The organism is Blastomonas natatoria (assembly GCF_003201955.1).
Taxonomy (GTDB): Bacteria; Pseudomonadota; Alphaproteobacteria; order Sphingomonadales; family Sphingomonadaceae; genus Blastomonas; species Blastomonas natatoria.
In genome coordinates this window covers 119,383-143,333 of sequence record NZ_QJJM01000009.1, presented here as the reverse complement: position 1 = coordinate 143,333, position 23,951 = coordinate 119,383, and the positions used below count along the sequence as shown (strand labels likewise).

General features: G+C 64.2%; 26 protein-coding genes, 1 pseudogene, 1 riboswitch and 1 other annotated feature. Of the genes and pseudogenes, 9 read left to right on the top strand and 18 right to left on the bottom strand.

Annotation, left to right across the window (positions count from 1 at the left end; all coding sequences use genetic code 11):
• Nucleotides 1-4 precede the first annotated feature (4 nt).
• On the bottom strand, nucleotides 5-385 hold the full coding sequence (locus C7451_RS12875; protein WP_167398544.1) for a VOC family protein: 381 nt from the start codon (nucleotides 383-385) through the stop codon (nucleotides 5-7).
• A 121-nt stretch (nucleotides 386-506) separates the two neighbouring features.
• Between C7451_RS12875 and ung the strand changes: the two genes are divergently transcribed.
• Complete coding sequence (gene ung, locus C7451_RS12870) at nucleotides 507-1,235, top strand: uracil-DNA glycosylase (protein WP_110299368.1); 729 nt, start codon at nucleotides 507-509, stop codon at nucleotides 1,233-1,235.
• Here the strand turns inward: ung and C7451_RS12865 are convergent.
• The 5 genes from C7451_RS12865 to C7451_RS12845 all read right to left on the bottom strand — a co-directional run bounded on the left by C7451_RS12865 (nucleotide 1,232) and on the right by C7451_RS12845 (nucleotide 5,118).
• Entirely contained in the window at nucleotides 1,232-1,798 is a 567-nt protein-coding gene (locus tag C7451_RS12865) for a peptidoglycan recognition protein family protein (RefSeq protein ID WP_110299367.1), read from the bottom strand. The genes ung and C7451_RS12865 overlap by 4 nt on opposite strands.
• Nucleotides 1,799-1,891: 93 nt before the next feature.
• Nucleotides 1,892-2,296, bottom strand: a complete 405-nt coding sequence (locus C7451_RS12860; protein WP_110299366.1) for a DUF2177 family protein — start codon at nucleotides 2,294-2,296, stop codon at nucleotides 1,892-1,894.
• Between the two features lie 42 nt (nucleotides 2,297-2,338).
• On the bottom strand, nucleotides 2,339-2,908 hold the full coding sequence (locus C7451_RS12855) for a hypothetical protein (RefSeq protein WP_146215369.1): 570 nt from the start codon (nucleotides 2,906-2,908) through the stop codon (nucleotides 2,339-2,341).
• A 62-nt stretch (nucleotides 2,909-2,970) separates the two neighbouring features.
• Nucleotides 2,971-3,354 (bottom strand): VOC family protein, encoded by a 384-nt coding sequence (locus C7451_RS12850; RefSeq protein ID WP_110299364.1) that lies wholly within the window; start codon nucleotides 3,352-3,354, stop codon nucleotides 2,971-2,973.
• A gap of 171 nt (nucleotides 3,355-3,525) precedes the next feature.
• Complete coding sequence (locus C7451_RS12845; protein WP_110299363.1) at nucleotides 3,526-5,118, bottom strand: isocitrate lyase; 1,593 nt, start codon at nucleotides 5,116-5,118, stop codon at nucleotides 3,526-3,528.
• A gap of 308 nt (nucleotides 5,119-5,426) precedes the next feature.
• Between C7451_RS12845 and C7451_RS12840 the strand changes: the two genes are divergently transcribed.
• Both C7451_RS12840 and C7451_RS12835 read left to right on the top strand, forming a co-directional pair.
• Nucleotides 5,427-6,713: a glycosyltransferase family 87 protein gene (locus C7451_RS12840; RefSeq protein WP_167398543.1), complete on the top strand. Its 1,287-nt coding sequence runs from the start codon at nucleotides 5,427-5,429 to the stop codon at nucleotides 6,711-6,713.
• A gap of 118 nt (nucleotides 6,714-6,831) precedes the next feature.
• Nucleotides 6,832-7,779, top strand: a complete 948-nt coding sequence (locus C7451_RS12835) for a MipA/OmpV family protein (protein WP_110299361.1) — start codon at nucleotides 6,832-6,834, stop codon at nucleotides 7,777-7,779.
• A gap of 50 nt (nucleotides 7,780-7,829) precedes the next feature.
• Here C7451_RS12835 and C7451_RS12830 read toward each other — a convergent pair whose 3' ends face one another.
• The 3 genes from C7451_RS12830 to C7451_RS12820 form a co-directional block, all read right to left on the bottom strand.
• The gene (locus tag C7451_RS12830; protein WP_110299360.1) at nucleotides 7,830-8,627 is read right to left on the bottom strand and encodes a TIGR00266 family protein; all 798 of its coding nucleotides are present in this window, start codon (nucleotides 8,625-8,627) and stop codon (nucleotides 7,830-7,832) included.
• Nucleotides 8,628-8,754: 127 nt separating this feature from the next.
• Nucleotides 8,755-10,176, bottom strand: a complete 1,422-nt coding sequence (locus C7451_RS12825) for a hypothetical protein (protein WP_244181862.1) — start codon at nucleotides 10,174-10,176, stop codon at nucleotides 8,755-8,757.
• Nucleotides 10,173-10,808, bottom strand: coding sequence for an ATP-binding cassette domain-containing protein (locus C7451_RS12820; RefSeq protein ID WP_110299359.1), 636 nt, complete (start codon nucleotides 10,806-10,808; stop codon nucleotides 10,173-10,175). Before C7451_RS12820 ends, C7451_RS12825 begins: the two co-directional genes overlap by 4 nt.
• Nucleotides 10,809-10,885: 77 nt before the next feature.
• Nucleotides 10,886-10,991, top strand: a riboswitch (TPP riboswitch).
• Between the two features lie 47 nt (nucleotides 10,992-11,038).
• Between C7451_RS12820 and thiC the strand changes: the two genes are divergently transcribed.
• From thiC to C7451_RS12800, 4 genes and pseudogenes are all read left to right on the top strand, one after another.
• On the top strand, nucleotides 11,039-12,928 hold the full coding sequence (thiC, locus tag C7451_RS12815; RefSeq protein WP_110299358.1) for a phosphomethylpyrimidine synthase ThiC: 1,890 nt from the start codon (nucleotides 11,039-11,041) through the stop codon (nucleotides 12,926-12,928).
• 104 nt (nucleotides 12,929-13,032) lie between these two features.
• Nucleotides 13,033-13,092 (top strand): annotated as a pseudogene (locus C7451_RS20255) (hypothetical protein); the annotation flags it as partial.
• Nucleotides 13,093-13,150: 58 nt separating this feature from the next.
• Nucleotides 13,151-13,453, top strand: coding sequence for a DUF2442 domain-containing protein (locus tag C7451_RS12805; protein ID WP_110299357.1), 303 nt, complete (start codon nucleotides 13,151-13,153; stop codon nucleotides 13,451-13,453).
• A 177-nt stretch (nucleotides 13,454-13,630) separates the two neighbouring features.
• Nucleotides 13,631-14,080: a hypothetical protein gene (locus tag C7451_RS12800; RefSeq protein ID WP_110299356.1), complete on the top strand. Its 450-nt coding sequence runs from the start codon at nucleotides 13,631-13,633 to the stop codon at nucleotides 14,078-14,080.
• Between the two features lie 54 nt (nucleotides 14,081-14,134).
• On the opposite strand, the gene C7451_RS12795 is transcribed toward C7451_RS12800, so the two are convergent.
• From C7451_RS12795 to C7451_RS12780, 4 genes are all read right to left on the bottom strand, one after another.
• Nucleotides 14,135-15,409 (bottom strand): glycosyltransferase family 87 protein, encoded by a 1,275-nt coding sequence (locus tag C7451_RS12795; protein WP_110299355.1) that lies wholly within the window; start codon nucleotides 15,407-15,409, stop codon nucleotides 14,135-14,137.
• Between the two features lie 17 nt (nucleotides 15,410-15,426).
• Nucleotides 15,427-15,930: a GtrA family protein gene (locus C7451_RS12790; protein WP_110299354.1), complete on the bottom strand. Its 504-nt coding sequence runs from the start codon at nucleotides 15,928-15,930 to the stop codon at nucleotides 15,427-15,429.
• A 119-nt stretch (nucleotides 15,931-16,049) separates the two neighbouring features.
• Complete coding sequence (locus C7451_RS12785) at nucleotides 16,050-16,487, bottom strand: DUF2141 domain-containing protein (protein WP_110299353.1); 438 nt, start codon at nucleotides 16,485-16,487, stop codon at nucleotides 16,050-16,052.
• Between the two features lie 13 nt (nucleotides 16,488-16,500).
• Nucleotides 16,501-17,280 (bottom strand): sterol desaturase family protein, encoded by a 780-nt coding sequence (locus C7451_RS12780; RefSeq protein ID WP_110299352.1) that lies wholly within the window; start codon nucleotides 17,278-17,280, stop codon nucleotides 16,501-16,503.
• Nucleotides 17,281-17,368: 88 nt separating this feature from the next.
• Here C7451_RS12780 and crtY point away from each other — a divergent pair, with 88 nt between their 5' ends.
• Nucleotides 17,369-18,544, top strand: a complete 1,176-nt coding sequence (crtY, locus tag C7451_RS12775; RefSeq protein ID WP_110299351.1) for a lycopene beta-cyclase CrtY — start codon at nucleotides 17,369-17,371, stop codon at nucleotides 18,542-18,544.
• Nucleotides 18,545-18,616: 72 nt separating this feature from the next.
• Nucleotides 18,617-18,671: a sequence feature (sul1 is cis-regulatory element that is thought to sense ions involved in sulfur or methionine metabolism; They are found in Alphaproteobacteria), on the top strand.
• Between the two features lie 41 nt (nucleotides 18,672-18,712).
• Entirely contained in the window at nucleotides 18,713-20,197 is a 1,485-nt protein-coding gene (locus tag C7451_RS12770; protein WP_110299350.1) for a SulP family inorganic anion transporter, read from the top strand.
• Nucleotides 20,198-20,272: 75 nt separating this feature from the next.
• Here C7451_RS12770 and C7451_RS12765 read toward each other — a convergent pair whose 3' ends face one another.
• Genes C7451_RS12765 through C7451_RS12745 form a run of 5 tightly spaced genes read right to left on the bottom strand, consistent with a single transcriptional unit; the run spans nucleotide 20,273 to nucleotide 23,930 of the window.
• Nucleotides 20,273-20,503: a biotin/lipoyl-containing protein gene (locus C7451_RS12765; protein WP_060977995.1), complete on the bottom strand. Its 231-nt coding sequence runs from the start codon at nucleotides 20,501-20,503 to the stop codon at nucleotides 20,273-20,275.
• Nucleotides 20,503-21,540 (bottom strand): alpha-ketoacid dehydrogenase subunit beta, encoded by a 1,038-nt coding sequence (locus C7451_RS12760; RefSeq protein WP_110299348.1) that lies wholly within the window; start codon nucleotides 21,538-21,540, stop codon nucleotides 20,503-20,505. The genes C7451_RS12765 and C7451_RS12760 overlap by 1 nt, the downstream gene beginning before the upstream one ends.
• On the bottom strand, nucleotides 21,537-22,508 hold the full coding sequence (locus C7451_RS12755) for a thiamine pyrophosphate-dependent dehydrogenase E1 component subunit alpha (protein ID WP_110299347.1): 972 nt from the start codon (nucleotides 22,506-22,508) through the stop codon (nucleotides 21,537-21,539). Before C7451_RS12755 ends, C7451_RS12760 begins: the two co-directional genes overlap by 4 nt.
• The gene (locus C7451_RS12750; protein ID WP_110299346.1) at nucleotides 22,505-23,146 is read right to left on the bottom strand and encodes a glutathione S-transferase family protein; all 642 of its coding nucleotides are present in this window, start codon (nucleotides 23,144-23,146) and stop codon (nucleotides 22,505-22,507) included. The genes C7451_RS12755 and C7451_RS12750 overlap by 4 nt, the downstream gene beginning before the upstream one ends.
• A gap of 19 nt (nucleotides 23,147-23,165) precedes the next feature.
• Nucleotides 23,166-23,930: an SDR family NAD(P)-dependent oxidoreductase gene (locus tag C7451_RS12745; RefSeq protein ID WP_167398542.1), complete on the bottom strand. Its 765-nt coding sequence runs from the start codon at nucleotides 23,928-23,930 to the stop codon at nucleotides 23,166-23,168.
• Nucleotides 23,931-23,951 lie beyond the last annotated feature (21 nt).

Here is a 23,951-nt window from a genome sequence, read left to right as displayed (position 1 = left end):
AAGTTCAGCTGCTCTGGGTCAGGCTGAGCAGGTTGCCGTCCGGGTCCTGAAACCATGCGACCTTGGCCACGCCATCCGGCGCGGTCCAGATGCCGAGCGCGTCCTGTTCAAAGCCTTCGTAAATCCTCGGCGCGATGCCCCGGCTGACCAGATGCTCCATGGTCTGTTCGATATCCTCGACCGACCAGCCCAGCGCCGGGTGCGGGCTCGCGGCATAGCCTTGCAGCTCGGTAATGCGCAGAACGGCGCCGCCAAGATCGAAAACGGCGGCAAAGCCGTCATCGGCGACGAACCGAAGCTGGAGCACGTCGCGATAGAAGCTTTCGGCAGCGCGGCGATTGGCGGTGTTGATGAAGGTGACGGGCTTGGCGTGGGTGAGCGGCATGATGGCAACCCCTGCTGTTGCGTCGCGATTCGCGACACGCGCCGCGTATACCATCAAAACAGCTTCAGGCGAAAAAGCCTTGGCTTGACGCCATGGCCAGCACCGCGCCAAGGTCCGCTGCATGAGCGAAAGTGCAACCAGCGAAGCAGCCATCCGGCTCGAACCGCAATGGCGCGCGGCGCTCGCAACGGAATTCGCCGCGCCCTATATGGCTGACCTCAAGCGCTTCCTGCTCGATCGCAAGACCCAGGGCGCGCGCATCTTCCCGCCGGGCAGCCACTGGTTTCGCGCGCTCGACCTGACCCCGCCGGACAAGGTGCGCGTCGTCATTCTGGGCCAGGACCCCTATCATGGCCCCGGACAGGCGCACGGCCTGTGCTTCAGCGTGCGCCCGGGCGTTCCGGTGCCGCCCTCGCTGGTCAACATCTACAAGGAACTGCAACGCGATCTGGGGCTGGCACCGCCGCGCCACGGCTTTCTGGAACATTGGGCGCGCCAGGGCGTGCTGCTGCTCAACGCCGTGTTGACCGTCGAGATGGGCGATGCCGGATCGCATCAGGGCAAGGGCTGGGAACGATTCACCGACGCGGTGATCGCGCGAGTCAACGCGCTGGAGCACCCGGTCGTGTTCCTGCTCTGGGGTGGCCACGCGCAGAAGAAGGCGGCGGGGGTCGACAGCGTGGATCGCGGCGGGCGACATCTGGTGCTCAAGGCCCCGCACCCCTCGCCCCTATCGGCACATCGCGGCTTTCTGGGCTGCGGCCACTTCAGCCAGGCCAATGCGTTTCTGCAGGAACGGGGGCTGGCCCCGATCGACTGGAAACTGCCCGAGAGTGTCGATGGCGCCTAGATCTGCGCCGGATCGTCGATGCTGTTCAGGATCGCGCGGACATCGGCGATGAAAGCCTGCCAGATCGCTCCCTCCTGGCCATTGTTCAGCAGAAGGCGGGGGCAGTTCTTTCCCGACCAGTGCCGGTGCGTCACGACCCGGCTCTCGGGTTCCAGGTTCAGGTCATAACACAGACAGGCGATCAGCGTCTTGGTCCGGTCGAACGCCCTGTTCTGGTTGATGCCCTTGTTCATGCAGATCTCGATGCCCAGGCTGTGCGCATTGCCCTGGCTCGATCCGGCATGCCAGCCGACCTCGTTGAGCGGCAGATGCCGGACACAACTGTCGTCATCCACGGTGAAATGCCAGGATACCCAGCGCTTGCTGCCGTTGTGGATGTAATAGCCGGTCTTGGACAGGAAATTTGCATGCGCCTCGGCATCGGCTCCGATACTGGAGTTTTCGGTATTGTGCACCGTGATGTACTTCGGCTGGAGCGGCGATCCGCTGCGATTGCTGCGACCGTGCGGAATATGGCTGATCGACAGCATCAGGCTTTTGCCCAGTTCACCTCGGGTCGGCATGGCGGTCTCTCCTTCGCACGCTGTCTGGAACAGCGTCCCAAGGCTAGAGCGAGAGAGCCGCGCGCGTCACATTATCGATCGTTAATCATCATGTTATCTGAACACCGCGCGAGTCACCGCAAACCCGACCAGCGCCGACGTTCCGGTGAGAAATGTCCCCCAGAGGATGTCGAGAACGGTGATCTTCGTGTTCCAGGTGGCGAGCGTCGCCTGGTTGGTCAGATCATAGGTCATGTAGCAGAAAAAGCCGAGCAGCGCCCCCTTGACCAGCGCGGTCTGCCAGCGGCCATCGGCGAGCGCAGGCACCACCGCGAAGATCTGGATGCCCGCGATATAGAGCACGTAGAAGACCACGGCGGGCGCGAGCCTGAAGGACGGCGCGAGCAGATCGCCCAGCAGCGGCTGGTAGAGGCGCGGGGCCATGGTCTTCAACCACACGCTGTCGATCAGCGCGAAGGCAAGCCCGGTGAACAGATAGGCGGCGGCATAGCGGAGCATGGCAGGGCTTTCTGGCAGGAGATGCTGGGTTGGACGATGCGGTCAGTCGCCAACGCGCGTCAAGCGCGTGCGGTTGCGGGTCAGCCATTCGGCCTTGTCGTCGTCAAGAAAATCGATCTGTTTCAGCGTCTCCAGCTTGTCGCCATCGCGCACGGTGGTCAGGCGGAGCGCTGCCGGGCGGTTATCGTCTGCGCCCTTCGTCTCCTCGATCATCGTCCAGTGCGTCGCATCGCGCGAGGCCGGATCGATACGCACCGCATACGTTGTCACTTCGACGCTGCGCGCCTTGCGGAAGGTGGCAACCGAGACCGTGCCTGCCTGGGCGTCGAACAGCTCGCCGCTGGTGATGCGCACAGTGCCGACCTTCGGGCCATCATCGAAATCGGATACGCGCAGCATCGTCGCACCGTCGCCCTGATCGATGATCTGTGTCTTGACCGGAATGCCGAACCAGCGATTGGCACCGTAATCGCGATAGCCGAGTTCTCCCTGCCAGCGCCCGACGAGACTGGCGCGCGCTGCGGTGACATCCGGAGCAGTGGCAGGGGACTGGGCGGGGGCCGCGATCGGCGCGGCAACAGCAAGCAAGGCGGTAAGTAACGGCAGTTTCATGAGCGCCCCCCGGATTTGCGACTGCCAGAGCTACGCCTGTTGCGGCCCGGCGGATGCGCGGGTCACTCCATGGGCTTGGGTTGCCACAATTCGATCTTGCGGCCTTCCGGATCCATGATGTGCGCGAACAGGCCGTTGGCTTCGGCAGGGAAGGTCTTGACCGGCTCCACCCCCTCGGCCTTGCAGCGCGCCAGCACGGCTTCCAGATCGTCGACCATCAGGTTGAACATGAATTCCCTGGTCGAGGGCGCGAAATATTCCGTACTCTGGGCGAAGGGCGAAAACACCGTGCCTGCGCCGGGGTGATTCGCGGCATCCTGCGGCAGGAAGACGAGCCCGCCCCATTCGTCGAAGGCGAGGCCGAGGACGCGGCTATACCAGGCGCGCAGACCATCCGGGTCCGGCGACTTGAAGAACAGGCCACCCAGCCCGATGACCTTTCCCATCTTCCCCTCCTGTCGCGCGAGTCGCGTAGCAAGATAGCAGAAAAGGGTGGGACCGAAAAAAGGAAACCCGCCGATGTTGCCACCGGCGGGGTAACCTTTTTCCTCCCCAGGAAAACTTTATCGGTCAGACATATTTTACTTACGCAGTACCGATCACCACGAACCGTTCGCTCAGGAGAACTGGTTCATCGTGTTGTTGACGCCGCCGGCCTTCAGCGCCGCCTCGCCAGCGAAATATTCCTTGTGAGCATCGCCGATGTCGCTGCCAGACATGTTCTGGTGCTTCACGCATGCAATACCCTGGCGGATTTCCTGCCGCTGGACGCCAAGTACATAACCCAGCATGCCCGCTTCTCCAAAATATTCCTTCGCCAGATTGTCGGTCGAAAGCGCAGCGGTGTGATAGGTCGGCAGTGTGATGAGGTGATGGAAGATGCCTGCGCGGCGAGCCCCATCGGCCTGGAAGGTGCGGATGCGCTTGTCGGCGGCGATACCAAGCTCGGTATCGTCATATTTCGCGTCCATCAGTGCGCTGCGGTCATATTCCGACACGTCCAGACCTTCCTTGACCATCGCGTCATAGACCTGCTGGCGGAAGTTGAGCGTCCAGTTGAACGAGGGCGAGTTGTTGTAGACCAGCTTGGCATTGGGAACGACTTCGCGGATACGATCCATCATGCCCGCGATCTGCTCGACATGCGGCTTTTCGGTCTCGATCCACAGCAGGTCAGCGCCATTCTGCAGCGAGGTGATGCTGTCGAGCACGCAGCGGTCCTCGCCAGTGCCCTCGCGGAACTGGAACAGGTTGCTCGGCAGACGCTTCGGACGCAGCAGCTTGCCGTTGCGGTTCAGGATGACATCGCCGTTGCGCGCAGTGGCAGGGTCGATCTCTTCGCAATCGAGGAAGCTGTTATACTGGTCGCCGATATCGCCCGGCTCGTGGCTGACCGCGATCTGCTTGGTCAGGCCCGCACCCAGCGAGTCGGTGCGAGTGACGATGACGCCGTCCTCGACGCCCAATTCCAGGAACGCATAGCGGCAGGCGCGAATCTTGGCGAGAAAGTCCTCGTGCGGCACGGTAACCTTGCCGTCCTGGTGGCCGCACTGCTTTTCGTCCGACACCTGGTTCTCGATCTGCAGCGCGCAGGCACCGGCTTCGATCATCTTCTTGGCGAGCAGATAGGTGGCTTCTGCATTGCCGAAGCCGGCATCGATATCGGCGATGATCGGCACGACATGCGTCTGGAAATTCTCGACCTGACCCAGCAGTTCCTGCTCCTTCGCGGTATCACCGGCGGCGCGCGCCTTGTCGATGCCGCTGAACAGCAGGTCGAGCTCGCGCGCATCGGCCTGGCGCAGGAAGGTGTACAGCTCTTCGATCAGCGCGGGCACGCTGGTCTTCTCGTGCATCGACTGGTCGGGCAACGGACCGAATTCGCTGCGCAGCGCGGCAACCATCCAGCCCGACAGGTACAGATACTTGCGCTTGGTGGTGCCGAAATGCTTCTTGATCGCGATCATCTTCTGCTGCGCGATGAAACCATGCCAGCAGCCGAGCGACTGGGTGTATTGCGAAGGGTCGGCGTCATAGGCAGCCATGTCCTCGCGCATGATCTTCGCGGTGTAGCGGGCGATATCAAGGCCAGTGCGGAAGCGGTTCTGCAGCTGCATGCGCGCCACCGATTCCGGGTTGATGCCGGTCCAGCGGCCCTGCTTGCTGGCGACGAGTTGTTCGTTGGCACGGATCTGGTCGGTATAGGCCATGAGATGTTCCTTACTGCGAATCACGCGATGTCACGAATTGACATCTGATGACCTCTGATACCCCTATCCTGGCCTCGGAACCTTCATTTTCTCGACGAATTCTTGTATTTTTGCCGCAGATGCGAAGCTGGCTCTTGTCACCCTGTAAATATATTTACTCTTCGCTCAGAGATCGTTAACCCTATCGAAGGGGTCCATCGCTACATGCCGCAGGACATTATCGGCCCGAACATGTCGGGCGCATGGACACCTGCCGTGATGCCGAACCGCACCAGATCGCCCGCTCTCGCCTGCCCGGACCGTGCAGGATGACCATGTCGCAAGATCGGGCGGTGGCCGAACATCCGCAACTCCAGCCGGACAGCCCCTTCACCCGGTGGCGGCTCGCCATCGCCATCATGGTCGTGCTGTCGATGCTGGCCCTGGTGTCCGCCATCTATTTCCAGGCGCCGCAATGGGTGGGGGCAAAGAAGACCCTCACCGATTATGACGCCTTCCATATCGCAGGAACGCTGGCACTGGAGGGCCGCGCCGACGACGCCTATCGCATGGTGACCATGATGGAAGCGCAGGAAGCCGCAACGGGCACCCGCTCCTTCATGCCCTGGACCTATCCTCCGCCGTTCACGCTGTTTGTCGCCGGACTTGCCAAGCTGCCGATCGGCATCGGCTTCCTGCTGTTCATGGGGCTCAGCTTCGTGCTATACGTCCACGTCATCCGCCGAATTGCCGGCTCCTACACGCCGGGCGTGATGATCGTCATGCTGCCGACACTGGTGCTGCTGATGCGCACCGGGCAGAACGGATTTCTGACCGCGTCGCTGATCGGCCTGTTTCTGCTTGGCTTCCTGCAGCGCAAGCCCGGTGCGGGTCTGCCCCTGGGCCTGATGGTCATCAAGCCGCATCTTGCGGTGGGCATCACCCTGCTGACCTTGCTGGAGCGGCGCTGGCAAGCGGTATTGATCGCAGCAGCGACCGTCATCACGCTGTTGCTCATCCCGACGCTGGTGCTGGGTCCGGACGTCTGGCAGGGCTTTCTGGACGGCGTTGCGGAATCGGGCGAATATCTGAAACAGGGTCTGTATCCGATGTTCCGCATGACATCGGTCTATGCATTTGCCCATACTCTCGGCGCCGGGGCCGGTCCGGCCATGGCGTTGCAGGCTGTCGTCGCACTCTGCGCAGTCGGCTCACTGATCTGGCTGTGGAGGCAGAAGGCCGCGCCGCACCGGCTCGCCGCCGCGATCTGTTGCGTCTCGCTGTTCGTCAGTCCCTATAATTACGATTACGACCTCGCGATCCTGGGCCTCGCTGTCGCCTTTGTGCTGCCCGACATGCTGCAGCGCACCAGCGCGCTCGAACAGACGGGGCTGGTTGCGTTGGGCTGGGCAGCGACCGGCTATGGACTGATCCGCACGATAACCATGGACAACAAGCCCGTCAGGCTGAGCGACGATCGTCTCGGGATCGACGCCTGGTCGCTGATGGCGCCCCTTTTGCTTCTGCTGATCCTGCTGTCCATCCGTGTCCTTGCCCGCTCGCCGCTGGCTGCCGCCCGACCTTCCGCCGCTGGTGAGCTGCCACGTCCGGCCTGACAGGCGGGCCCGCAACACGGCGCTTGATCTGTTGCACCGCAGCATTATATCGGCCTCCGGGGTGTCCTCCCAACCCGCTGCCGCTCCGGCGGCGCCCAGCCTTCATGGAATTTGCCCGATGATCGCCAGAACCCTTGCGACTCTTGCCCTGCTGGTAAGCGTGAGCGCCCCTGCCTTGGCGCAGACTGTCGCCGACCAGCCCCCCGCCCCTCCCGAGACGCAGGACGAAAAGGCAGCGCCGGCCAAGCCTGGTCCGACACCGGAACAGCTGCGCCTGCTGGCCACCGCAGCCGCCATGTCGCAGTCGGTCTTTGCCAAGGATTTCTACATGACGGTCGGCCTGGGCGCCGGCATGGTGCCAAGCTACGAAGGCTCGGACCAGTATGTCTTCTTCCCCGCGCCGATCATCCAGGGCAGCTACAAGGGCTATAATTTCGCGGCACGCGGCCCGGGCCTGTTCGTCGACCTGGTCAAGGATCCGGTGCTGCCCAAGGTGGAGTATATCGCAGGGCCGGTTGTCCGTGCCCGGCTGGAACGCACCAACCGCATCGGCGACGCAGTGGTCAGGCGGCTGGGCAAGGAGTCCGTCGCGCTGGAACTCGGTGCATCGGGCGGCGTGAAGATCAACCGCATCTTCAATCGTTTCGACAGCATCACCCTGCAGACGGACGCGCTGTTCGACGTCACCGGCGTCCACTCGGGCGCGATCGTCACCCCGCAGGTCAGCTATAACCGGTTGCTCGGCACCAAGGGCGTCATCAACCTGTCCGCTTCGGCCGATTTCGTCGACGGCGATTATGCCGATACCTATTTCAGCATCGATGCCGCCGGCAGCGCCGCATCGGGCCTGCCGCGCTTCCGCGCCGATGGTGGCCTGAAGTCACTGCAGACCTCGGTGCTGCTCGGCCTCGATTTGTCGGGCAACGCGCTTGATGGCGGCTGGGGCGTGTTCGCGCTGGGAAGCTATTCACGGCTGCAGGGCGATTTCGCCGACAGCCCCATCGTCTCGATCCGCGGTGACGCCAACCAGTTCTTCGGCGGCGTGGGCGTGACCTACACCTTCTGATCGCACTTCAGGGCCCCGCGCACCGGCATGGTGCGCGGGGCCCTGGATCTTCAATTGTTGCCGCTGATCAGATCGCCGAGCGATCCCAGCGCAGAGCCTTCGCCGCGGTTCTGGCCGCCACGCGGCGCTGCAGCCGCCAGCATGCGACCGGCCAGGCGCGAGAAGGGCAGCGACTGGATCCAGACGTGGCCCGGCCCGCGGAGCCGCGCGAAGAACAGACCCTCGCCACCGAAGAGCGAGGTCTTGATGCCGCCCGCCGATACCAGGTCAAAATCGACATTGCCGGTGAACGCGGCGATGCAGCCGGTATCGACATGCAGTTCCTCGCCGGCCCTGAGTTCGCGCTCTACGATCGTGCCGCCCATCTGCGCGAACACCATGCCATCGCCCTCCAGCTTCTGCATGATGAAGCCCTCGCCGCCGAACAGGCCGGTGAGAATGCGCCGCTGGAAGTGGATGCCGATCGACACGCCCTTGGCCGCAGCGAGGAAGCTGTCCTTCTGGCAGATCAGACGCCCGCCATATTGGGAGAGGTCGATGGGCAGGATCGATCCCGGCACCGGCGCACCAAAGGCGACGCGCGCCTTGCCGGAGCCGGTGTGCGTGAACACGGTGGTGAACAGGCTCTCGCCGGTGACAAGGCGCTTGCCCGCTCCGAGCAGCTTGCCCATGAAACCGCCGCCCTGATCGTCGCTGCCATCGCCGAATATGGTGGTCATCTGGATCGCGGGGTCCTTCCACACCATCGATCCGGCTTCCGCCACCGCGCTTTCGCCGGGATCGAGCTCTATCTCGACAAATTGCAGCTCCTGGCCCTTGATCTCATAATCTATTTCATGTGCGGGCATGGTTCTCTCCTGTAGGTCGTGAGTGGCGCGATCCTAATGCCGCGATATGACAGCAGCAATGCTGGCGGTCATAGGGCAGATGAACGTCGAGGGTCGAGGGCACGCGCCATGGTGCCATGAATTGGGATCAGCTGGAGAAATAGACGTACCAGCCGATCAGCAGCACCACGCGCGGAGCGAAGGAGGAACCGGTCAGCGCGCCCAACGCCATGGCCGTTGCGGCGGCCGCCGCCCCGGTCGAAAGCGCCAGCAGCAGCGGTTCGCCGGAACCGCGCACGACCGCAGCGGGCAGCGCGATCACCAGCGACCAGCACAGCCCTGCTGCAATGAACGCCGCGCGGCGCGCCATCGGCGGTGTCGCCGTGGTCGCCGTAAGCCTCAGCAATCCACGCGCCTCGCTGCGTCCGGCATGCGCGCTCAAGGCGAACACCAAAAGCAGCAGCGCCGCCGCGCTGCCGATATGGCGATAGTCGCCAGCAGTCCCGGCCAGTGCTGCCGCCATCGCGAGTAGCAGAAACAGCCGCCCCGCCCCGATCAGCCGGAATTCGGCCAATACCAGCCCTATGGACGCCGACCGGGTGGCATGCGCGGGCGGCGCATCGACGCGCGCGGCGGGAGGAGGCCCTGCAGAGAGCAGCTTCGCGATCCGTCCGTGTCCCGGCCGCTTTCGGCCCGAACGGTGGGGGCGATAGATCAGCCCCGCAAACAGCACCAGTCCCACCGCGATACCAATCCAGGCGAACCGCGCAGCGACATAGCCCGGCGCATTCAACCCGGCGGCAACGTCAAGGTCGATCCGCCCGGGCTTGAGGGTGCCCGGGTCCACGCCGCCGATCTGGATCGAGTTGCTTCCCACCGTCTCGCCTCCTTTCAAGGGGCGGACGAAGCCGGGATAGTCGAGCAGATTGGTGCCGAAGGACGAGGGCTGGTCCGCCCCCAGGATCGGCAGGACGAGCGATGCGACCCACACGAAGAAATAGGCGAGATCGCCGAGCGCCCCGCGCAGCCAGGGCACGGCATCGAACAGGATGCGCAAGGCCGCCAGCGCGACCAGCGGCGGCGCGGCGATCAGCCATAAGGGATAGGTGATCCGCCAAGGGCTGTACGGCCCGCTCACCATCAGCCAGCCGAGCAACCAGCCAGCCAGTGTCAGCGTGCCGAGCGTGCCGAGCAACACCGCGGCATCGGCAAGAAACCGGCCCATCAGCATCGCGACGCGCGGCGCAGCGGTCACCTCTTCGACCTGCCAGGGCTGGCGGCGATTGGTATTCGCCCGAAGGTAGATGTAACCCGCAGGCAGCAGCAGCGTCGTCACGACGATGCCCAGCCACACACCGAGCATTGCCGAGCTCAGCACCGGCAGCTGGTCGTTGATCGCGATCACGATGCCCTTGCCGCTCTCGTCCGAGATCATGAAGCGCGCGCCGATGGGCGCGATCAGCAGTAACAGCCACAGCCCCCAGCTCCGCCGATAGCGCGCGAGGCTGGTGCTGAGCGACGAGCGCAGCACCGCCGCCGGTTGTGGCACAGGTTGGGCGCGGGGCATCATTGCGGCGCGACCCGGCCCTGATCGACGCGCAGCACCTGCACCGCCTGGGGCGCAAGTGCATCGGCCAGATGCGTGGTCATGACCACCGCCGCCTTGGCCGCCCGCTCGACGATCAGCGCGCTGACCGAAGCGGCCGTTTCGCTATCGAGCTCCGCCGTCGGCTCATCGAGCGCGAGCAATCGCGGCGCACCGAGCATGGCTTGCGCGAATACCAGCCTCCGCCGCATCCCGCCGGAAAAGGTCGAGATGCGGTTGTTGATATCGGCATGCAGCCCGATCCGCTCGGTAATCGCGCCAAACTGTGCATCGGCTGCCTTGGCATCCAGCCCCTTCAGCGCCGCCATATGCAGCGCAAATTCGCGCGCAGTCAGATCCTCGGGCAGATCGACCGCCTGCGGCGCATAGCCCAGCGTCGCCCGCAAGGCCCTGCGCGCGCCCGGCAGCGCCGCGCCATCCCACGCGATCTCCCCCGCATTGGGCTTTTCCGCCGTGGCGAGCAAACGCAGCAAGGTAGACTTCCCAGCACCGCTCGGCCCGACCAGTAGCGTCAGGCCCGAGGGAAAGGTGGCGGACACGCCGTTCAGCACGGTCTTGCGCCCATATTTGCGCACGATGTTCGTTAACGTCAGCATGACGGTGTATTATACGTACAATACAGCACCGACAAGCGGAAATTGCTGGTCAATCGTGCCACATGACTCTAATCTCCGCCCCATCCCCGGGGAGCCGAGCGGCTGAGAGGTGGGCGTTGCGTCCCACGACCCGTTGAACCTGAACCGGCTGATACCGGCGGAGGGAGGGAGCGGCGCTGTCCAGACTTGCGCCCGCATCCGCTCTCCCGCCGCACAAGGAGAGCATAACGATGGCTGATATCCATGCCCGCACCGAGATCGGCGTGACCACCGGGCCCATTCGCGGCAGCCGCAAGATCCATGTCGCGACCAAATCGGGCAGCGGCATCCGCGTCGCGATGCGCGAGATCGATCTGGCGGGCGGCGAGCCTTCGGTCCGAGTCTATGACACGTCGGGCCCCTATACCGATCCCGATGCGCATATCAACATTTCCGCCGGCCTGCCCGAGCTGCGCCGTGACTGGATTCTGGCGCGCGGCGATGTCGACCATGTGCCGCAGCGCGAGGTTCGCCCCGAGGATAACGGCCGGCTCGGCCCCGATCGTTCGGGCGGCGTGCCCCCCTTCCCCAATGTCCGCAAGACCGTGCTGCGCGCCAAGCCCGGCATGAATGTCAGCCAGATGCACTATGCCCGCCGAGGCATCATCACGCCCGAGATGGAATATGTCGCCGAGCGCGAGAATCTGGGCCGCGAGCGGCTCAAGGAATATCGCCGCAACGGCAACAGCTTCGGCGCGTCGATCCCCGATTACGTGACGCCCGAGTTCGTCCGCGATGAGGTCGCGCGCGGCCGCGCGATCATCCCCAGCAACATCAACCACCCCGAAACCGAACCGATGGCGATCGGCCGCAATTTCCTGGTCAAGATCAACGCCAATATCGGCAACAGCGCGGTCGCATCGGACGTCGCATCCGAAGTCGACAAGATGGTCTGGTCGATCCGCTGGGGCGCGGACACGGTGATGGACCTTTCCACCGGCCGCAACATCCACGACACGCGCGAATGGATCCTGCGCAACAGCCCCGTGCCGATCGGCACCGTGCCGATCTATCAGGCGCTGGAGAAGGTCGGCGGCATTGCCGAGGAGCTGACCTGGGAGATTTTCCGCGATACGCTGATCGAACAGGCCGAACAGGGCGTGGACTATTTCACCATCCATGCAGGCGTCAGGCTGGCGTACATCCCGATGGCGGCCAAGCGCGTCACCGGCATCGTCTCGCGCGGCGGATCGATCATGGCGAAATGGTGCCTCGCGCATCACAGGGAATCGTTCCTCTACGAGCATTTCGACGAGATCACCGAGATCATGAAGGCGTATGACATCGCCTATTCGCTGGGCGATGGCTTGCGCCCCGGATCGATCGCCGATGCCAATGACGAGGCGCAGTTCAGCGAGCTCTACACGCTGGGCGAGCTGACCCATCGCGCATGGAAGTCCGACGTGCAGGTGATGATCGAAGGCCCCGGCCATGTGCCCATGCACAAGATCAAGGAGAATATGGAAAAGCAGCTGGAGGTGTGCGGCGAAGCGCCCTTCTACACGCTTGGCCCCCTCACCACCGACATCGCGCCGGGTTACGACCACATCACCAGCGGCATCGGCGCCGCGCAGATCGGCTGGTATGGCACGGCGATGCTCTGCTATGTCACGCCCAAGGAACATCTGGGCCTGCCCGATCGCGACGACGTGAAGGTCGGCGTGGTCACCTACAAGCTCGCCGCGCACGCCGCCGACCTTGCCAAGGGCCATCCGGCGGCGCAGGTGCGCGACGATGCTCTGAGCAAGGCGCGCTTCGAGTTCCGCTGGCGCGACCAGTTCAACCTCAGCCTCGACCCCGACACGGCCGAAGAATTTCACGACCAGACCCTGCCCGCCGAGGGCGCGAAGACCGCGCATTTCTGCTCCATGTGCGGTCCCAAATTCTGTTCGATGCAGATCAGCCAGGAAGTCCGCGACTTCGCCACCAAGCAGAACCAGGGCGTGGAAGGCTTTATCGCGACGGGACCCAGCGGCGCAGAGACGGCCGCGGCCAGCCGCGAGGCCGCGCTCAAGGGCATGGCGGAGATGAGCGAACGCTTCAAGCAGGAGGGCGGCGAGCTGTATCTGCCGGCAGAGTGAGGGGGGATGCCCACTCTGTTACGACTTGATGGCTTTCGGTTCTATTTCTTCAGCCAAGAACCGAACGAGCCGCCCCATGTCGATGTCGACAAGGGGGGGCGACCATCAGGCTGTGGCTGGCCCCGGTTTCCGTCGCGCGAAGCCGGGGCTTTCGCCCACACGAGATCAGTAGCATAATCGCCATGGCGAAGGAGCATCGCGCGATGTTCCTGGAGAAATGGCATGAATATTTCGGCCAAGGTCACCGACGACCGGGTTCTGGGCGTGCGCTTCGACGATCACAGCCTGATCGGGGACCTGATGGACGGAAGGACCATCTCTGCGCCGCTGGCCTGGTATCCGCGGTTGCTGAACGCCATCTCCAAGCAGCGTTCGGACTGGGAAGCCTGCGCAGGCGGATATGGCATCCACTGGCCCGGGCTGGATGAGGACCTGAGCACCGAGGGATTGTTGCGCGGGGCACCTGCGGCAAGGGCGGCGTCGGACCAGCGCAGCTTGACCAGCGCGGGGCAGGGCGAGGGCTAGCCCACCTGCGCGACCCCGCGCGGCCGGTCGCGCTCCGAGCCCATCTCCGCTAGCCTGACATCCGGCCAGCGCTGTTTCTGATCCGTTTCGGCTGCATCTGCCCTGCGCGGGGCTGCCGTGGCGCGTGCATCTGACCTAGGCTGGCGGGCGGACACAGGCAGCATGTGGGGGCAAGCTATGGCAGGGTTCGGGCTCTGGTGCGCGCGGGCAGGACTGACCGGGCTGATCGCTGCGGCGATCGTGATGCCCAGCGCGCTGACCGCCTCCGCTACAGAGCGGCCAGGGAGGCAGGATTCGGGGGAGCGGGAGATGAACTTTTCGCATGTCACCAGCCACGCCTTGGCCGAAGCGCTGGTGCGGCGCGGCGATCTGATCCGCGTCCGTCCCTTTCCCGAACGGTTCGGGGGACCTGCAACGCCCGAGAACAGCGTCTATGTCCCCGCTAACACCGAGGTAGCGCTCGACTTTGCACATGACCGGATCAGCGGGCTAATCGACCTCAAGAGCATCGACCGGATGGTGGTGAAGCCCCGATATCGCGGGAAGAGCGTGGTGCCGGTCGCCATCACCTATATATGCAAGGGCAAAGGCAAGGGATCGATCACCATGACGATCGATATCTGGTAGCGGTGCCCGGCATTTCGCGCAGGCGTAAGCGTTGGCCAGGGGTGTGGGCTGCCGTTACGATGCCGCAGAGACTGTGCCTAGGGCGCCCACAGGCAAGTCCACAGCTCCGGGCGGAGCGGCGGCAATGTCCGGCCGGGGCAGCAGCCGACGCCGCTTCACCATGGCCGCCCAGCCGATCAGCACGAGCAGCAGCGGGGCCATCAGCGCAAGCGGCTGTTGCGGGACACGCACCGCTTCGCCATTCCCAAGCAGCGATGCGATCAGGCCATAGCCGGTGGCAGACCAGGCCAGCATCAGCAGCGCGGCCTGTTCTGCCCGGCCCGTGCGCCGCAGCAGATCGGGCAGCACCAGGGCCAGGGCGACGCCCAGCAGCGTCAGATCATAGTCATAGGCATAGGGGCTGACGAACAGTGTGGCGGCGCAGGCGCAGGCAGCCAGCAGGCGTGGCGACAGGTGCCGGTGCCAGGCCAGCCCCAACAGGCCGATGGCTGCAAGCGCGCTGGCGCCCTGTATCGCAAAGGCCAGACCGGGCGCTGCCCCCAGACCCAGCGCGAACGCGTAAGGCGATGTCATGCGGTGCATCGGATAGCGCCCTTCGGCCAGAAACGCACCGGATTCACGCACGCCATCGGCAAAGGCCGTCCAGATCGGCAGGCCGAAGACCAGCGTCGGGATAACCAGTGCGGCCAGCACCACGCCAGCGGCGGTCACCACCGCCTGCCAGCGCCGCTGCGCAACCGTGAGCATCGCAATTCCTGCGGCAAGATGCGGCTTGATGATCATCAACCCCAATGGCAGGCCAGCGCCAGGCTTGCGGGCGAGCAGGGCCAGCACGAACCATCCCGTCAGCGCGCCGGTGAGAAAGCCGTTCTGTCCGGTGATCACGCCCAGCACCAGTACCGGCAGCAGCGCCAGCACCACGCCCGGCAGGAAGTTGCCAGCGATGCGCCTGAGCATCAGCAGATAGCCGGCAAGGGACAGACCGGTGAACAACGCATAGCCAAGGCCCAGCGGCAGTGTGGCAAGCCCCGCCACAAACAGCGTGAAGGGCGGCGGATAGGTCCAGGGCATGAACGTTTCATGGCCTGCGATCCGTTGCTGCACGATCTCCATGGTCGCCATGCGATAGGCATCGCCCGCATGCCCTTCCAGCGCCAGGCTTCCCGCTGCGTAGAAGGCGTGAAAATCCACGAAGATACCGCCCTGCCCGTTCTGGCTGACCAGGTGGAAGGTGACGCCAGTCAGCGTCATCAGCATCGCCAGCGCAGTCAGCATGACCTTGAGCGCCAGCGGACTGGTGGCAAGCGAATGGGCCTGCCGCTCGATCATGCGCGGCCAGTCATGGTTCAGGCCGGCGGCGCCGCATAGCGTACAGCCAGCCCGCCTCGACCGGCAAAGACGAACCGGCGGTCGAGCTGATATTTCACGCAATAGCCGATGGCGAGGCCAATCAGCGCGCCCGCCACGCGCGCTTCATGCGTGCCCCAGACAAACCAGAAGCCGGTTTCCACGATCCAGAAGATCAGCGTCGTGGCAACGCCCATCAACGTATAGAGCGAAAATTGCTGCGCATTGGTCACGAGATCGCGGCCGGGATCGGCAAAGATCCAGAACTTGTCGAGCAGATATTTCAGGACCAGCCCCATGCCCGTGCCACCGATCAGGGCCGCATAATAGAACAGCCATCCGTCATCGATGCTCAGCACGATCTGCTGGGTGCCCAGATTGGCGATGGTGGCAAGAATGGCGAAGGCGGCATAATGCAGCACCAGCCTGAGGCCCTGCATCGGCTTGCCGACCGCAACCGGCACGATGGCCAGAGGCTCGCCACCCTGTTTGCCCTTGCGCATGCCGGTTCCCTCTCACGCCGCGGTCGCCAGGATGGAGACGGGCAGTCAACGCGGAGAATGACGGTTCAGGGCTTCGATTTCGTTAACGGCTGGCCATGATTTGCCGCATAGCCAGAGCATCAGAGATAATATTTGATCTTCACCCGCTGGCTGGTGCCGCTGCCCTGTGCCACGAAAACTACCTGCGAAAAGCGCGGCGGGCCGAAGCTGAAGCTGGGGTTGCGCGAAAAGCCGATGCCTTCCTTGGGAATGCCGGCAAAGGTATCGAGCTTGTTGTTGCCATTCTCGTCATGGACGATCGCCAGCGCATATTGCCCCGCAGGCAGGTTCTCGAACCGCGCCACGCCATCTTTGGCCCGCGCGGTCAGTCGATAGGCGCTCTTGTCCTTGTCGCAATCTGGAAAGCTCTTCTCATTCGCTGTCAGGCACAGCTGCAACAGCCCCTTGGTGGAGCGGAGCTGGTCGACCGAAATCTCGACCGTGCTGAGCGGTGCGGCGCCCGGCAGCGCGGCCAGCGCGATGAAACCGATTGCGCATGTAGGAAGAAGCTTACCCATGTCTTTCTCCGGATCAGGCCGAACGGGTGGCATCGCTGAGCGATGCGTCCTCGCGCGGTCGCGACTTTCTGTCCTGAAAGGCCCCCAGCCCTTTGTCCGTCCCGCATAGCCTGTCCCAGAAGCGGAAATAAAGTCCATAATTGCAAGTATAGCGGGCGTGGTGCAGTTGATGATGGCTCGCGGTTATCAGCCCCTGGCCTAACCGCCCCTGAACCAGCCAGCGCGGAAACAGCTCCCAGCCCATATGGTTGGTCACCCCCATCAGCGTCATGATGAACAGGACGAAGCCCAGCATCGCGGCATGGATGGGGATGAGGAAGACGAGCGCCGGGATGACGACTGCCCCGGTCAGCGCCTCGATGGGGTGAAAGCTCATCGCCGCCCAGGCCGTCGGCGGACGACTGTCGTGATGCACCGCATGCGCGATGCGAAACCATTTGGGCACGTGCATCCAGCGGTGCGTCCAGTAAAACCATGTATCGTGCGCGAACAGATAGAGCAGCACCGAAATCGGCAGATACCAGAGCGGATAAGCGTTCCAGTCGGTATAGATCTGTGTCCACCCCCGGTTCTGCCAGCCCCAGGCGACGATGCCGGTGGGGATGCCATAGATCGCCGCGCTGTAGAGCGACCAGCGGATTTCCCGGCCGATCTGCGGCTTCAACCCCTGGTACAGCCCCGGACGCACCTTGTCGGTCAGCCAGGCGAACAGCCCGCTGGTAATGAGATAGCGCACGCCGACGATCAGCGTCATCGCGATGGCGGACAGCACGATATGCGAGGAACCCAGCATGCGCCTGCTGTAGCGTGCTTCGCCTGCGCTGCAAAGCGGCCCTTCCGCCCTTCCATCGCAGTGTCGCCTGCGCTAGGGCGGTTACGCAATGAAATCCCCGCGCAATATTTCCAGCAAGACGCTCAAATGCGATGTCGCGATTCTCGGCGGTGGCCTGGCCGGCGGGCTGATCGCGCTCGCGCTGCGCCGCAAGCGGCCCGAGCTCGAGGTGCTGCTGATCGAGGAAAGCGCTTCGCTGGGCGGCAACCATATCTGGTCGTTCTTCGGCCCCGATGTCGCGGGCGAGCACCGCTGGCTGGTCGCCCCCCTCGTCTGCCATGGCTGGCGCGGCTATGACGTGAAGTTTCCGGGGCACGAACGCGGCCTCGAAGAGAGCTATTATTCGATCCTCTCCGACCGGTTCGACGCCTATCTGCGCGAGGCGATCCCCGCACACAATATCGTCACCGGGGTGCGCGCGCTCGCCGCCAGCCAGACCAATGTCGTGCTGGAAAACGGCGCGCGGATCGAGGCAGGCGGCGTCATCGATGCCCGCGGCGGCGGCAATGTGCGCCACTTACGCTGCGGCTGGCAGAAGTTCATGGGGCAGATGCTGCACCTCAGCGAACCGCACGGCCTCACCCGCCCGATCGTGATGGACGCGACGGTCGAGCAGATCGACGGCTATCGCTTCGTCTATTGCCTGCCGGTGAGCCCGATGGAGATCTTCGTCGAGGACACCTATTATAGCGACACATCCGACCTCGACACTCAGGCGCTGTCCGCGCGGATCAGCGCCTATGCGGATTCCAAGGGCTGGCAGGTCGAGCGGGTGAGCCGCACCGAGACCGGCGCGCTGCCGGTGGTCTATGGCGGCGATTTCGGCGGATACTGGCAATCGACCGGCGGCGATGTTGCCAAGGCGGGCACGCGCGCGGCGCTGTTCCATGGCCTGACCGGCTATTCGCTGCCCGATGCTGTGCGCCTCGCCGCGCATATTGCCGAGATGCCCGACCTGTCGGGCGCCGCGCTCGCCGAGATGAGCCGCAAGACCAGCCTCGACCACTGGCAGGCCGACGGCTTCTACCGCATGCTCACCAAGATGCTGTTCAAGGCCGCCGGACCCGATGAGCGCTACCGCGTGCTCGAACGCTTCTACACCCTGCCCGACGGCCTGATCGCGCGCTTCTATGCGGGCAAATCGACGCTGCTCGACAAGATGCGCGTGCTGGCCGGCCGCCCGCCGATGCCGATCTGGCGCGCGATCCGGGGATTGTTCAGCTAGGCGCTGCCCCGCTGATACCGATAGCGCGCGGGACTTGTATTTTTGCAGGTTTTGCAGCATAGCGCGCACATCGACGGACTCGCACCCGCGCGAGTGGCTCGGCCCGGCGCCTATCCCCGGGACAATCCGGCAGCTTCCTGCCGATGATCGAATCTGGACTCATCTCTCATGACATTCTCCGCCACGCTTCGCCGCGATTGGCTTTCGAACCCGCGCGCCGATATTCTCGCCGGAATAGTCGTCGCATTGGCGCTGATCCCTGAGGCGATCGGCTTTTCCATCATCGCCGGGGTCGATCCGCGCGTCGGGCTTTACGCCTCCGTTGCCATCGCCATCGTGATCTCCTTTACCGGCGGGCGACCCGGCATGATCTCAGCAGCCACCGCTGCCGTGGCGGTGCTGGTGGTGCCGCTGGTGCGCGACCATGGCGTGGAATATCTGTTCGCTGCCACGATCCTGATGGGCATGATGCAGATCGCGGCGGGTCTGTTGCGGCTCAACCTGGTGATGCAGTTCGTCTCGCGTTCGGTCATCACGGGGTTCGTCAATGCGCTGGCCATCCTGATCTTCATGGCGCAGCTGCCACAGCTGACGGGTGTCACCTGGCAGGCCTATGCGATGGTCGCAAGCGGGCTGGGGATCATCTATCTTTTGCCGCGCCTCACTACGGCGGTCCCCGCACCGCTGGTCACCATCATTGTCCTCACCGTGATCGCCATCTGGAGCGGCGCGCCGGTCAACACCGTCGCCGATATGGGCATCCTGCCCGAGGGACTGCCCAGCCTGGTGTGGCCCGATGTGCCGCTGACCTGGGAGACGCTGGCGATCATCGCCCCCTATTCGGCGGCGATGGCAGCGGTCGGCCTGCTCGAATCGCTGCTGACCGCGCAGATCGTGGACGACATGACGGAAACGGGCAGCGACAAGCGTCGCGAGTGCGCCGGGCAAGGCGGTGCCAACATTGCAGCCGCGCTGGTCGGCGGCATGGGCGGCTGCGCGATGATCGGCCAGTCGGTCATCAACGTGACCTCTGGCGGGCGCGGGCGTCTGTCGACCTTCATTGCAGGGGCCTTCCTGATGTTCCTGCTCGCGGTGCTTGGCCCCTATGTCGGGCAGGTGCCGATGCCGGCCTTGGTAGCGATCATGATCATGGTGTCGATCAGCACGTTCAGCTGGAACTCGATCCCCAATCTGCGGCGGCACCCCTGGCCTTCATCCGTTGTCATGCTGACCACCGTGGCAGTGGTGGTCGGCACGCACGACCTGTCTCTCGGCGTGCTGGCAGGCGTGCTGCTTTCGGGAATCTTCTTTGCCGGCAAAGTCCAACGGATGTTCGGCGTCACGCGGACGCTGTCTGAGGATGGTCAGACGGCGCATTACAAGGTGGTCGGCCAAATCTTCTTCGCATCGGTCGAGCGTTTCGTCGAGGCGATGGATGTGCCCGAGACAGCACCCAACATCATGATCGACATGACAGGCGCCCATTTCTGGGATATTTCAGGCGTTGCTGCGCTCGACAAAATCGTTGCCCGGCTACGCCGCGATGGGCGCAACGTCGAGATGGTCGGCTATAATCGCGCTAGTGCCGATATCATCGACAAGTTTGCGCTGCACGACAAGACGGGCTTCGAACTGGGCGTTTCACCGCACTGATCGTATGGGACCCCGCGCGGGCTTGCGTCCAAGGCGACGGACAGCGCTTTCGTCGCCTGGCGACCGATCGAGCGCCTAGCCAATCGTCCCGATCACATCGCCGATCCTGTAGCTCTCGCCTTCCTCACCCGTCACGCGCAGCACGCCCGAGTCCTGCGCCTCGATCTCTGTGGTGCTCTTGTCGGTCTCGACCGTGTAAAGCACGTCGCCCTTTTCCACCGTCTCGCCATCGCCGAACATCCATTCGACCAGGGTGACCTCGGTGACGCTCATGCCCAGCTTGGGGATGCGGATTTCGGACGCCATCAGCGTTTCCAGTCCATCGTCGTGCGGATTGCGGCGGCAATCTCTTCCTTCTTGGGGATCCAGGCCTGTTCGAGCACGCTCGCCATCGGCACGGCGGAGAAGGCGCCGCCGATGCGCTGGACCGGGGCCTTGAGCTCGTTGAACAGCGATTCGTGCAGGCGCGAGGCGATTTCCGCGCCGGTGCCATAGGCGCGCACCGCCTCGTGCAGCACGACCGCGCGACCGGTCTTGCGCACCGATGCGGTGACGGTCGCCTCGTCAAAGGGCGCGATGGTGCGCAGATCGATGACCTCGACCGACACGCTTTCCGCGGCCAGCGTTTCGGCGACTTCCAGCGCATCGAGCACAGTGCGGCCATAGGTAATCAGCGACACGTCGCTGCCTTCGCGCGCAATCGCCGCCTGGCCCAGCGGCACGCGGTAATCGGTGCCGGGGTCATCGGACTTGAGGCCGTAGCACAGGATATTCTCGATGAAGATCACCGGATCGTTGCACTCGATCGCGCTGCGCATCAGCCCCCTGGCATCGGCGGCGTTCGATGGGGTGACGATCTTCAGCCCCGGCACATGCGCGAACCAGGCTTCCAGCATGTCCGAATGCTGGCCGCCAAAGCCGACGCCGACGCCGGTGGTGGTGCGGATGACCATCGGCACATTGGTCTGCCCGCCGCTCATGAAGCGCAGCTTGGCGGCGTGGTTGACGATCTGGTCCATCGCCACGGTGACGAAGTTCATCAGCATGATCTCGGCAATCGGCCGCATGCCCGTAAGCGCTGCACCGACGCACGCGCCCATGATCGCCTGTTCGGAGATCGGCGTCGCGCGGATGCGGTGTTCGCCATATTTCTCGGTCAGGCCCGACGACACCTTGAACACGCCGCCGCCCTGTTTTGCCCCCACATCCTCGCCGAGCAGGATGACGCCCTCGTCCGCCGCCATCGCCTCGTCGATCGCGGCGTTCAAGGCCTGAACCATGGTGATCTGCTTCGGCTTTTTCGCCCTGGGCGCGACGGCTTCGAGTGTTTCGGCCTCGCTCATGCCGCGATCTCCTCTTCGAAAACGTCCTTGCGGATTTCATCGGCATCGGGGAACGGGCTGCTGAAGGCGAACTCGACCGCCGCCTCGATCTCGGCCTCGAGCTTCGCGACGATCGCGTCCAGCTCGGCCTGCGTGAACTGATGCTCGAGCATCAGCGCATTCAGCTTTGGCAACGGGTCTTCCGCCTTCATTTCCTCGATATGTTCGGGCGGCATGTACGAGAAGTCCGCACCGAAAAAGTGCCCCATCATCCGGTAGCACATCGCCTCGATCAGCGTCGGCCCTTCGCCGGCGCGGGCGCGATCCACGGCTTCCTTGGCCGCAGCGTACATTGCGACAGCATCGTTGCCATCGACCTTCACGCCCTTCATCCCGTACGCGGCGGCGCGGGTGACGATCGAGTCCACCCTGGTGTGGTCGGCAAAGGCGGTATGCTCGCCATAACGGTTGTTCTGGCACAGGAAGATGACCGGCAGCTTGTAGAGCTGCGCCATGTTCATCGCCTCGTGGAACGCGCCGATATTGGTCGCGCCATCGCCGAAACAGGTGACGGTGACCTTGCCGTCCTTGCGGTTCTGGCTGGAAAGCGCGAGGCCATTGGCGATCGGTAGCCCCGAGCCGACCACGCCGGTGGTCACCATCACCCCCGTCGCCGGATGGGTGATGTGCATCGACCCGCCCTTGCCCTTGCAGGTGCCGGTGGCGCGGCCAGCAATCTCGGCGATCAAGAGGTCGAGCGGAACCCCCTTGGCGATCTGGTCATGCTGACCGCGATAGGTGGTGACCAAGTAATCGTCCTGGTTCAGCGCGGCCATCATCGCCGATGTGACCAGCTCCTGCCCGCGCATGGTGTAATAGATGGTGGCGAGCTTGCCGCTCATCAGCAGCGAGCGCATCTTCTCGTCGAAGCGCGCGACCTTCATCGTGCGGGTGTAGATGTCGAGCAAAGTGTCGCGGTCGAGGCTCATTGCGCGATCCCCTTCTTGGCATCGAGGCTGGCGGCGGCACTGGGCCGCGACGCGACACGCTCGGACCAGGCGGCGAGGTTGGCGAGGCCCTCGGGCAGCGGTTGCCCGACTTGTCTGCCGAATTCGGTGAGGCAGTAGAGCATGATGTCTGCCAGCGTGAAGCGATCGCCTGCCAGCCAGGTCTTGCCTTCCAGCAGCGCATCGAACGCGGCTAGGCCATCGCGCGCGCAGGCTTTCAGGCCATCGGCGGCCTCGGGCAGGCAGCGGACGCGGTTCTGGAACATCGGCAGGCCTTCTGCCCCGCGAAAGCCCATGGTCATCGGCGCGACCACGTCATAATCGAGCCGCCGCACCAGCATGTCGGTCACCGCGCGCTCCTCCGCCGTGCTGCCGATCAGCGCAGGCGTCGGGAATTTCTCCTCGATATAGCCGCAGATCGCAGTGCTCTCCGACAGGTACGTACCGTCGTCCATCTCGAGCAGCGGCACTTGGCCGAACGGGTTCCTGGCGACGAAATCGGGAGCGCGGTTCTCGCCCTTCATGATGTCGACAAAGGCCCGGTCGATGACCGCGCCTTTCTCTTCCAGAAACATCAGCACGACCCGGGGGTTGGGGCCGATCGATTGGTAAAGCTTCATGGGGAGCCTTTCGTGGGGATCAGAACTGGACGCGCTGGGTGAAGCCGCCATCGATGACGATGTTCGCGCCGGTCATGTACGGGCAGGCGGGGCTGGCGACGAAGACGATCGCCTTGGCAACCTCTTCGGGCTCGCCGAACCGGCCCATCGGCATCTTTGCCAGCGTGCCCTCGTACAGCGCGGGAACCACATCCTTGATCATCTCCCAGTTGCCGCCGGGATAATAGATTGCGCCAGGCGAGATGCAGTTGACGCGGATATTCTGCGCGGCGAGCGCCTGGCTGAGCTGCGAGCCATAGGTAATCAGCGCGGCCTTGAGCGCGTTGAACGCCTGGGGCGCAACGAAGGTCTCGAGCGCGGCGGTGGAGGACATGAACACGATCGATCCGCTGCCCGATTCGGTCAGCGCCGGGGTCAGCACTTCCACCCCGTGCACGGCGTTCAGGATGTCCATGTCCAGGCAGCGCTGCCAGTCGCCGGTCGCGCCCTGGCCCGACGCGCTGGCGGTGTGGACGAAAATGTCGCAGCCACCCAGCTTGGCCAGGCAATCGTTCAGCCAGCCCTTATAGCCTTCCGCATTGCCGGTGATGTCGATCGCGGTGCCGTGTACCTTGCCCGGACCTGCGGCATCGATTTCCCTGACCGCCGCATCGACTTTTGCGGTATCGCGCGAGAGGAACGCGACATCCGCGCCCTCGGCGGCGAAATGGCGCAGCGAGGCGAGGCCCAGGCCATGCGCCCCCCCGTTCATGATGACCTTCTTGCCGGTCAGCCCCAGATCCATCGCCGCTCTCCTCGCCCTGTT